The organism is Streptomyces lonarensis (assembly GCF_012033735.1).
Lineage (GTDB): Bacteria > Actinomycetota > Actinomycetes > Streptomycetales > Streptomycetaceae > Streptomyces > Streptomyces lonarensis.
Window position 1 is genome coordinate 1 of the sequence record NZ_JAAVJD010000180.1, and the last position, 10,718, is coordinate 10,718.

Annotated in this window: 7 protein-coding genes and 1 tRNA gene; all 8 read right to left on the minus strand. The window is 72.2% G+C overall.

Annotation, left to right across the window (positions count from 1 at the left end; all coding sequences use genetic code 11):
- Window positions 1-1,726: vWA domain-containing protein (locus HCN56_RS19120; RefSeq protein ID WP_312871298.1), on the minus strand; the 1,726-nt coding region annotated here is incomplete at its 3' end.
- 252 nt (window positions 1,727-1,978) lie between these two features.
- Window positions 1,979-2,119 (minus strand): DLW-39 family protein, encoded by a 141-nt coding sequence (locus tag HCN56_RS25860; protein WP_168087416.1) that lies wholly within the window; start codon window positions 2,117-2,119, stop codon window positions 1,979-1,981.
- Between the two features lie 549 nt (window positions 2,120-2,668).
- Window positions 2,669-3,184, minus strand: coding sequence for a hypothetical protein (locus HCN56_RS19130; RefSeq protein ID WP_167972822.1), 516 nt, complete (start codon window positions 3,182-3,184; stop codon window positions 2,669-2,671).
- 132 nt (window positions 3,185-3,316) lie between these two features.
- Window positions 3,317-3,390 (minus strand) — tRNA-Ile (locus HCN56_RS19135).
- A 313-nt stretch (window positions 3,391-3,703) separates the two neighbouring features.
- On the minus strand, window positions 3,704-4,351 hold the full coding sequence (locus HCN56_RS19140; RefSeq protein WP_245246744.1) for a DUF3566 domain-containing protein: 648 nt from the start codon (window positions 4,349-4,351) through the stop codon (window positions 3,704-3,706).
- Window positions 4,352-4,536: 185 nt separating this feature from the next.
- Window positions 4,537-7,215, minus strand: a complete 2,679-nt coding sequence (gene gyrA, locus HCN56_RS19145) for a DNA gyrase subunit A (protein ID WP_167972824.1) — start codon at window positions 7,213-7,215, stop codon at window positions 4,537-4,539.
- Between the two features lie 211 nt (window positions 7,216-7,426).
- Window positions 7,427-9,514: a DNA topoisomerase (ATP-hydrolyzing) subunit B gene (gyrB, locus tag HCN56_RS19150; protein WP_167972828.1), complete on the minus strand. Its 2,088-nt coding sequence runs from the start codon at window positions 9,512-9,514 to the stop codon at window positions 7,427-7,429.
- Between the two features lie 650 nt (window positions 9,515-10,164).
- On the minus strand, window positions 10,165-10,718 hold a 554-nt coding region (locus tag HCN56_RS19155), incomplete at its 5' end, for a DciA family protein (RefSeq protein ID WP_376770896.1).

Consider the following 10,718-nt stretch of genomic DNA (forward strand, 5'->3'; position numbering starts at 1 on the left):
CCGGCCCGCTCAGCTCCTCACCGACGACGTCGACCCGCAGCACCACGCCGACCGCCGCGTTGCGGGCGATGGCGACTGCTTCCGGCCCGAGGGAGACGGCGATGTAGTAGTCGCCGCCGACCCGGACCGGGGACGCCGCCGCGCCGGACTCGTACCGGTTGGTCCAGGTCACGGGGACCGTGCCCAGCTCCACGGCCAGCGGTTCCCCGCGGTAGGCGCGGTCGACGGTGAACTCGCCCCGCCCGATGGGCGCACGGTGCGGCGCGTAGGCGGCGGTGCGCACGTACGACGAGGCCGAGCCGGTCTCCCGGGTGGGCTCGTTGCCGATCTCGACCCGGTAGCGCAGCTGCTGGCCCCAGCCGACGGGAACCTTGAACCAGCGGGTCTGCGCGGGCAGCAACCGGTCCCGCCAGGCTCCGGGGCCGAGCTCCGCCGCATCGTTGAACCCGGTGCCGCCGGCGACGTCCTCCGGCTCACCCGTCGGGAGGTCGGCCCCCGGCCCCGCCGCGCCGTAGCCGGTCGCGGAAGCTGCGGGGCGCACCCCCTCCGCCAGCGGCTCCTCCAGGGTGAACCGCAGCTCCACCGGCCAGTGAGCCGTGTCGGACTCCGCGGCGCTCTCCCGCGTCACGGTCACCGTGTGGCGGCCCGCCTCGTCGCAGGCCGCTCCGCCGCCGGCCGACGGAATCCGGCTGACCGTCTGGGTCAGCACCATGGCGCCCTCGTCACTGCCGAAGGCGGCGTCCGCGGAGTCGCACCTGCGGGGCCGCTCGCCGGTGTCCTCCAGCAGCAGCGTGAGGCCGTCCCTGCGGTCGACCGCCACACCGGGGTGCGGCGCCGCCGTCACCGAGACGTCGGCGGCCGAGGCGGCGTCGAGCTCGACCGCATAGCTGCGGGCCTCACCGGGGCCGATGGTGTCCAGGTACTGGCCGGGGGCCAGCAGCGGCGCGTCCTTGGGGTCGGCGGTGCCCTCGACCGGCTCGCCCTCGAACCGATAGCCGTCGGCGGAGAGCAGCGCCGCGCGCTCCAGCTCGCGGCCGAGCGCCTCACCGTCCGGGGCGTCGTAGTAGGTGCCGTGGCCCGCCTCGGCGATGCACTCCAACTCGGCGCGGCCCTCGTCGCCGATCTGGAAACCCACGGTGTCGATCCGCAACCCCACCCCGTTGCCGACGAGTTCGGACGCCACCTCGCAGGGGGGCGGGCCGTCGCAGTTGGACTCGCCGTCGGAGACCAGCAGGATCGTGCGGCGACCGAAGTCGCCCGCCGGCGGGTCCGGCAGGTCGTCGGCGGCGCGCTGCAGCGCCAGCCCGGTGGGGGTGTTGCCGGTGGGCCCGGCCTCCCCCAGCGCGTCCCGCAGCGCATCACGGTCCAGCGGCTGCACGGGGTGGGCCAGCGTGGTGTCGGTGCAACTGCTGCTCTCGGAGCCGAACAGCCGCAGCCCGGTGGGGTGGTCGTCGGGAAGCGCGTCCACGGCGGTGGACAACGCCTCGCGGGCCGCCGCCATCCGGGTTCCGCCCGAACCGTCGTCCTCGGCCATCGACCCCGAGGCGTCCAGCACCATCAGCAGCCCGGTCGCGTCGCCGGACCCCGCCCCGTCGCCGGGCTCCTGCTGCGCGGGAAGGAGCCGCTCCGCGGGAGCGGCGTGCGCCGTGCCGGGCGCCGGCGCCAGCAGCAGGAACGCCCCCAGGCCGACCGCTGCCGTGCGCAGTCGGGTACGACCGTTCCTCACCGCGCCTGCGGCTCCCCCGTCCGGCATCGGCCCGTCTCCCCCTCGGTAACGCTGTGACCAGGTACGGGAGCCACGGTATGAGTTTGCTGGAGCACACGACAAGGGGGAGCGGCGTCACGGTCTCGCCACAGCGGGGAGCACCGGGCCCGGCGCACGACCCGCTGCGGACCGCACGAGCCGATCCGCCGGGACACGCCGGAGGGCTCCCGGCCGATCAACGGCCGGGAGCCCTCCGGGGGTGTCTGCGGGACCTCAGGCGCCAGTGGAACCAGTGGGGGGCACGGTGTCAGTCGCGTCCATCCACAGGTCCTGGTCGGCCTTGTCCGTCTGGATCTGGCGGTACACCAGGACGCCGCCAACGGCGACCAGTGCGACCAGGAGGAGCTTCTTCACCGCGCTACCTCATCCTTCTTCGACGATCGGACCATCTGGCGCCCGATGATACCGAAAGCACGCCCTCGAACCCGCCCCGGCCACACCCGCGCACCCGCCCGGCTCACGCAATTTTCCGCACCACCGCACCCACCGTGCCCCTCCCGCGCCCCGCGACGGCGCCGCCCCCTCAACTGCGCAACGGGCTGGGTGGCTTGTCCCGGCGCCCGCGCGCACGTGACGGCCGCGACAAAGCCCCGCCCCACCCCGCGCCCGCCACCGGCGCACCGGGCCCCGGAGAGACAGCTCCACGGACCGACCGACCGTCCCACCTCCCGACCGCGCCGGGCTCCACCGCCCGTCGGGCCTCCGACGGGCGGTGGGACAGCTCGACCGGCGGCACGGTGACGTCCGTCACCCCCGCCCCGCGCGCCCGGTCGGGCCTGCCACCGCGACCCCGTCCACCGGCACCGCCCCCTCGCGGGCGCCCCGCCGACCCGAACGGACACCACCTCTCCCGCGGGCCGCACTCAGCGGCCCACCTCGGGGCGCCCCGACCCGCCGGCGCGCTCAGGCGTCGCCGCTCGACGGGAGGCCGTCGTGCGGAAGCGAACAGCCGTCGTCCCGGACGTGCAGTCGACGGAGGTCCTGCAGCGCGGTCATGGGGAAGGGGTGGCGAACCCATCGCTCGAGGTAGCCGGCCTCACCGTGCTGCCGCACCAGCGCCTGCGCGGACCGCACCACGGCATGGCCGACCGCGCTCCGGGGCTGCACAGTGCGCCAGCGAAGCGCTCCGCTGTCGTCCGGTGCGTCGAAGCTCGACGTAGCGTCAGGGAACTCGCGGATCGCCAGATCAACCTGCGTACCGCTCACCCGGAACACCCACCGCACTTCCTGCGGCTCCAGGTCGAACGACACCCGCTGCGTGGACAACGGCCCGTAGAGACCGGCCACCGCGTGGAGCAGGTCGGCCAGCGCGTCGGTGCAGTAGCTCACCGGGCCCGTGTGAGCCGACGCCCCGTCCGCGACGGCAACCGTCGCCCACCCCGAGCCGGACAGCACCCAGCTGAACCGGAACTCTCCCACGTCATCCCCCTCCCGCACGCTCCGGCCGACCCGCGGCACCGGGGCCGGCCCCTCCCGCCGGTGCTCCCCACCCGCGCCGGCCGTGGATATCAGAAGCCCCCGACCGGTCCCGGTCGGGGGCTTCTGCGCGGGTGGGGCTAACAGGACTTGAACCTGTGACCTCATCCTTATCAGGGATGCGCTCTAACCATCTGAGCTATAGCCCCGCGCTGCACCGAAAGATTAGCGCATGGTCGGCCCCGCTCCCAAATCGGTTCGACCGCCGTCCTGGCGCGCTCCGGCACGCTGCCGAACGGGTGGTCCGGCGGCGGTCCGCAGCGCCCGTGACCAGCGGCCGGGAAGCCCCCTCGCGCGCACTGCCGGAACGACGGACGGCCCGGCCCCCTCGCGGGGAACCGGGCCGTCCGTCGTCCGTCTCAGCGGGCCGGCGGGTGGGGTGTCGCCGTCACGACGCCCCGTCCACCGTTGCTCGCCCGCGCCGACGCACCCCCGTTGGCAGCGACGCCTCCGAGTACGCCGTCACTCGTCCTCGGCCAGCGTCAGCTCCACGCCGCCGACGAAGCCGGCGGAGAGGTTGTACATGAACGCCGCCAGCGTCGCGAGCGCCGTGACCAGCACGACGTCGATGATGGCGATGACGGTGGTGAAGGTCAGGACCCGGCCCAGCGACAGGAACGCCTGGAGGTCGAACCCGCCGCCTTCCTCGGTGCCGGTCGCCTCACTGATGAGGTCGCCGATGCTGGAGAAGACGCCCATCGCGTCCATGACCAGCCACAGCACCGAGACGGCCACGATGGTGCAGATGCCGAGCGCGATGGACAGCAGGAAGCTGACCTTCATGACCGACCAGGGGTCGGCCCGCCCGACGCGCAGCCGCGCCTTGCGGACCCGGGGCACCACGCGGGCGCCGGTCCGGGCCTTCCGCTCCGTCTGCGGCGGGCGCGACGGCTGGGACGGCTGCTGGGCGGGCTGCCCCGGCCCGGCGATCCTGGCCGCCTTCTGCGGACGCAGCTGCGTGGTCTCGTCGGGCCGCGGCCCGCTCTTCCCCGCTTCGCCGCCCGCCGCACCACCGGCCGGCGCGGGGTACGCCTGCGGCGGCCGGTAGTGCTGGTCCTGCTGGGGGTTTCCCTGGCCACCTTGGGAGTAGGAGTCCGTGGGCCTGGTCATCGTGGTCCCCCCACGAGTCGTCGCTGACCGGGGGCGGTCGCCCCCGGGGTCGGCGCCCGATGCGCCGTCCGTGATGGTGGTCGGTTCTGCCGTGGGGGGACTGTCGTCCCCCGCACCGCGGCCGGGCGCGCCCGGGGCTCCACTCACGGCTTACTCCTTGGTGCGGTTCCGAGTCGAAGCGAGCGTCACTGGCCTGCGCCGGTGTCGTCCGCGGTCCCGTTCACGGCGTCACCGGCATCACCGGCAGTCGCGGTGGTGTCGAGATCGTCGGCCGCCGCGGCGTCGGCGCCGTCGACGACGGCCTCGACCTCTTCGGCCTCGCGGCCGGCCTCGGCGTTGCGGGCGACCCCGACCACGGCGTCACGCTTGCCGAGGTTGATCAGCGACACGCCCATCGTGTCACGGCCGGTCTGCCTGATCTCGTTGACCCGCGTGCGAATCACTCCTCCGCTGAGGGTGATGGCGAGGATCTCGTCCGTGGCCTCGACGACGAGCGCGCCGACGAGGGAACCGCGGTCCTCCACGATCTTCGCCGCCTTGATCCCGAGACCGCCGCGACCCTGCACACGGTACTCGTCCACCGGCGTGCGCTTGGCGTATCCGCCGTCGGTGGCGGTGAAAACGAACGTTCCCGGCCGCACGACGTTCATCGACAGCAGCTCGTCGTCCTCGCGGAAGCTCATCCCCTTCACGCCCGAGGTGGCCCGGCCCATGGGGCGGAGCGACTCGTCGGTGGCGGTGAAGCGGATGGACTGCGCCTTGCGGCTGATCAGCAGCAGGTCGTCGGTGGAGGAGACCAGCTCGGCGCCGATCAGCTCGTCGTCGCGGCCGTCCTCCATCTGCCGGAGGTTGACGGCGATCACGCCGCCGGAGCGGGGCGAGTCGTAGTCCTTCAGCGGCGTCTTCTTCACCAGGCCGGACTTGGTGGCGAGCACCAGGTGCGGCGCGGCGTCGTAGTCACGAATGGCGAGGATCTCGGCGATCTTCTCGTCGGGCTGGAACGCCAGCAGGTTGGCGACGTGCTGGCCGCGCGCCTCCCGGCCCGCGTCGGGCAGCTCGTACGCCTTGGCGCGGTAGACCCGGCCCTTGTTGGTGAAGAACAGCAGCCAGTGGTGGGTGGTGGAGACGAAGAAGTGGTCGACGATGTCGTCCTCGCGCAGCTTGGTGCCGCGGACGCCCTTGCCGCCGCGCTTCTGCGCCCGGTAGTCGTGGGTCTTCGTCCGCTTGACGTAGCCGCCGCGGGTGATGGTGACGACGATGTCCTCTTCGGCGATGAGGTCCTCGATGGACATGTCGCCCTCGAAGGGGACCAGCTTGGAACGCCGGTCCTCACCGAACTTGTCGACGATGGCCGCGAGCTCCTGGCTGATGATCTGCCGCTGGCGCTCGGGCGAGGCGAGGATCGCGTTGTACTCGTCGATCTTCAGCTGGAGCTCGTCGTGCTCCGCGGTGATCTTCTGCCGCTCCAGGGCGGCGAGCCGCCGCAGCTGCATCTCCAGGATGGCGTTGGCCTGGATCTCGTCGATCGCGAGCAGCTCCATGAGCCCCTGGCGCGCCTCGTCCACGGTCTGGCTGCGGCGGATGAGCGCGATGACCTCGTCGATGGCGTCCAGCGCCTTCAGCAGGCCGCGCAGGATGTGGGCCCGCTCCTCGGCCTTGCGGAGGCGGAACCGGGTGCGGCGCACGATGACGTCGATCTGGTGCGCCACCCAGTTGCGGATGAACGCGTCCAGCGAGAGCGTCCGCGGCACGCCGTCCACCAAGGCCAGCATGTTGGCACCGAAGTTGGTCTGGAGGTCGGTGTGCTTGTAGAGGTTGTTGAGCACGACCTTGGCGACGGCGTCCCGCTTGAGGACGATGACCAGTCGCTGGCCGGTGCGCGAGGAGGTCTCGTCGCGGACGTCGGCGATCCCGCCGACGCGGCCGTCCTTCACCAGGTCCGCGATCTTCAGCGCAAGGTTGTCCGGATTCACCTGGTAGGGAAGCTCGGTGACGACCAGGCACTGCCGTCCCTGGATCTCCTCGACGGCGACGACGGCACGCATCGGGATGGAGCCGCGGCCGGTGCGGTACGCCTCCTCGATGCCCTTGCGGCCGACGACCAGCGCGCCGCTGGGGAAGTCGGGGCCCTTGATCCGCTCGATGAGCGCCTCGAGCAGTTCGTCCGAACCGGCCTCCGGGTTCTCCAGGAACCACTGGGCGCCGGCGGCGACCTCGCGGAGGTTGTGCGGCGGAATGTTGGTGGCCATACCGACGGCGATGCCGGCGGAGCCGTTGATCAGCAGGTTGGGGAACCGGGCCGGGAGGACCTTCGGCTCCTTGTTCCGCCCGTCGTAGTTGTCCTGGAAGTCGACGGTCTCCTCGTCGATGTCCCGGAGCATCTCCATGGCGAGCGGCGCCATCTTGCACTCGGTGTACCGCATGGCCGCGGCCGGGTCGTTGCCCGGGGAGCCGAAGTTGCCGTTGGAGTCCACCAGCGGCATGCGCATCGACCACGGCTGGGCGAGCCGCACCAGGGCGTCGTAGATGGAGGTGTCGCCGTGCGGGTGGTAGGTGCCCATGACGTCGCCGACGACGCGGGCGCACTTGTAGAACCCGCGCTCGGGGCGGTAGCCGCCGTCGTACATCGCGTACAGCACGCGGCGGTGCACCGGCTTGAGGCCGTCCCGCACGTCGGGGAGCGCACGCGAGACGATGACGCTCATCGCGTAGTCGAGGTAGGAGCGCTGCATCTCCGTCTCGAGCGTGACCGGCTCCACGCGCTGACCGGTCTCGGGTGCCAGCAGCGCGGCGGGCACCTCGATGTCGCCGGCGGGCGCGGGTGTGGCGTCGCCGTCCGGGGTGGGGTTGTTGTCCTCGGCCATGGGTGAGCGTCCGATCCGTTCGAGCTGCGAGGCGTTACGACTTCGACTGGTGTGGCTACGGCTGTGGTGGCTGCGGCTGGTATGGCTGCGGCTGTGGCGCTGCGGGGGCGCCGGCCACCCGGCGCGGTCCGCGGGCGGGCGCCGGCTCTCGGGCCGGTGTCCCGCCTCCGCCGCGCAGGCGGCCCCCGGGCGGCTGCCCGGGGGCCGTCACTCAGATGTCCAGGAAGCGGACATCCTTGGCGTTGCGCTGGATGAAGGTCCGGCGGGCTTCGACGTCCTCGCCCATGAGGACGGAGAAGAGGTCGTCCGCGGCGGCCGCGTCGTCGAGCGTGACCTGGCGCAGCAGCCGGTGGCCGAGGTCCATGGTGGTGATGCGCAGTTCCTCGGCGTTCATCTCGCCCAGGCCCTTGAACCGCTGGATCGAGTCCTCGCGGATGCGCTTGCCCTGGCGGCGGCCGAGGTCGATGAGGCTGTCGCGCTCGCGGTCGGAGTAGGCGTACTCGTACTCGTCGCGGCCCCACTTGATCTTGTAGAGCGGGGGCTGCGAGAGGTAGACGTGCCCGGCCTCGACCAGCGGACGCATGAACCGGAAGAGCAGCGTCAGCAGCAGGGTGTTGATGTGCTGGCCGTCGACATCGGCGTCCGCCATCAGGATGATCTTGTGGTACCGGAGCTTCGAGATGTCGAAGTCCTCGTGGATACCGGTGCCGAACGCCGAGATCAGCGCCTGCACTTCGGCGTTCTGGAGGACCTTGTCGATCCGGGCCTTCTCCACGTTCAGGATCTTGCCGCGGATCGGCAGGATGGCCTGGTACTGCGGGTCGCGGCCGGACTTGGCGCTGCCGCCGGCGGAGTCGCCCTCGACGATGAAGATCTCGCACTTCGCCGGGTCGTTGGACTGGCAGTCGCTGAGCTTGCCCGGCAGCGAGGCGGTCTCCAGCAGGCCCTTGCGGCGGGTGAGGTCGCGTGCCTTGCGGGCGGCGACCCGCGCGGTGGCGGCCTGGATGCTCTTGCGGATGATGTCCGCGGCCTCGACCGGGTTGCGGTCCAGCCAGTCGGTGAGGTGCTCGTGGACGATCTTCTGGACAAAGGTCTTCGCCTCGGTGTTGCCGAGCTTGGTCTTGGTCTGCCCCTCGAACTGCGGCTCGCCGAGCTTGACCGAGATGATCGCCGTCAGCCCCTCGCGGATGTCCTCGCCCGCGAGGTTGTCGTCCTTCTCGCGGAGCAGCTTCTTGTCGCGCGCGTAGCGGTTGACCAGGCCGGTCAGCGCGGCGCGGAAGCCCTCCTCGTGGGTGCCGCCCTCGTGGGTGTGGATCGTGTTCGCGAAGCTGTAGACACCCTCGCTGTACTGGGTGTTCCACTGCATGGCGATCTCGACCGAGAGCATTCGCTCCTTGTCCTCGGCGCCGATGTCGATCACCGAGGGGTGCACCGGCTCGCCCTTGCGGGAGTTGAGGTGCCGCACGAAGTCGGAGATGCCGCCCTCGTAGTGGTAGGTCACGTGGCGTGCGAGGTCGTCGTCCTCGGTGCCCGCCGTGTCGGCGCCGACCGTCTGCTTCGCCGCCTCCCGCTCGTCCGTCAGCGAGATGGTGAGCCCCTTGTTGAGGAACGCCATCTCCTGGAAGCGCCGCGAAAGCGTCTCGAAGGAGTAGTCGGTCGTCTCGAAGATGTCGCCGTCCGCCCAGAACGTGACCGAGGTGCCGGCGGTGTCGGTCGCCTCGTTCTTCGCGAGCGGGGCGTCGGGAACGCCGAGCGAGTAGTCCTGCGTCCACCGGAACCCGTCACGGCGGACCTCGACGGCGACCCGCTTGGAGAGCGCGTTGACCACGGAGACGCCCACACCGTGCAGACCGCCGGAGACGGCGTAGCCGCCGCCGCCGAACTTGCCGCCGGCGTGCAGCACGGTCAGCACGACCTCCACGGCGGGCTTGCCCTCCGAGGGGACGATGTCCACGGGGATGCCACGGCCGTTGTCGACGACCCGCACGCCGCCGTCGGCGAGGAGGGTGACGGCGATGGTGTCGGCGTGACCGGCCAGCGCCTCGTCGACGGAGTTGTCCACGACCTCGTACACGAGGTGGTGCAGGCCCCGCTCGCCGGTGGAGCCGATGTACATGCCGGGCCGCTTGCGGACCGCGTCCAGACCCTCCAGGACCGTGATGGCGCTGGCGTCGTAGGACGCCTCCACCGCACGGTCGGCCACCACTGCCGCGGCTTCCGCGGGAGTGGTGGCGGGCTCGTTCTCGTTGGGGTTGCCGGAATCGGCCACGGAGCGCCCTTTCTGGCACAGGACGGCCACGATCCGGGCGCACCGGAAAGGCCGTGTCACTCGACAGGGTCCGCAACAAGGCGGTTCCTCCAGTCTACCGCCACCACTGACACCAATGGGGCTTTGCCGGGCCCTGAGGGCGCACGTGATGCCCTGAACCGACCTCTGCCAACTCCCCATATGGGCACCCACCCCCGGAAACGCTCACAGCGGCGCACAGCGACGACTCGACTCCGTGCGAACAAATGCGCCGGTTACCGCACGAACCACCCGATCCTCAGCCCCGCACACCACCGCGGAGCACCCGCCGGGGCGACTCCGGCCCCGGCGACGGGAGAGCGGGCGACCACCGGCACCCGTCACGTGACTCGCGTCACACCACCGCCCTCGGGAGAGGCGGTAGCGGTGCGATCACGGGGAGTTGGTGCCGGGGTGCGTCGGGTGTACCGCGCAGCCATGGCCGGCGGACGTGGGAACGGCGGGAAAACGGTCACGCGGGGCGGTCGACGGGGCCCGGCGGGGCGGGAACCCCGGCCGGGGCCGGGGCGGAGAGGAAATGGGCGAGAGGGAGCGGAGCGGTAGACGGGGCGGCGGCTCCGGGCTCCGGGCGCTGCCATGCCGCGGCCCCACCCGACGCGGAGTGGGCGACGCCACCGGGCGAAGCTCGCGGTGCGGCCCGGTCAGCCGTAGGTGTCGCCGGGCCCCTTGCTGCCCGGGGCCCGCCACTGCCCGGGGGTGCGCGGGGGCCCGCTGGGCCCCTTGACCTTGAGGAGCTTCACAGTGCCACTGCCCAGCTCGCCGTTGAGGCGCACCAGCAACTGCGGCGCGAGCAGCCGGAGCTGCGTCGCCCAGGCAGTGGAGTCGCACCGCACGGTCAGCACCCGCTCCCGCTCGTCGTACCCCTCCGGCTCGCAGTGCTGCGCGATCTCCGGGCCGACCACCTCCGGCCACCGCCCCGTCACCCCGCCGACCGCGATCGGCATCTCCCAGCCGCGCTCCGTCTTCAGCCGGTCGAAGGCGGCGCCGAGCTTCAGCGGGTCCCGGCCGCCGGGGCGCGCGCCGGACCGCAACCCCGGGGTGCGCGCCTGCCTGGTCCGGCCGGCGCCGCGTTCGCGTGCCCGCTGCCGCGCGGCCGCGGGAGATCGAGCGGGGCGTGACGCTGGTGGGGCCCCACCGCGACGAACTCGTGCTCCGGCTGGGGCAGCTGCCGGCCAAGGGGTACGCCAGCCACGGT

Excerpts from the sequence above, each read along its gene's own strand:
- HCN56_RS19140 (WP_245246744.1), bottom strand. The coding sequence starts at position 4,351 with ATGACCAGGCCCACGGACTCCTACTCCCAAGGTGGCCAGGGAAACCCC.
- gyrA (WP_167972824.1), bottom strand. The coding sequence starts at position 7,215 with ATGGCCGAGGACAACAACCCCACCCCGGACGGCGACGCCACACCCGCG.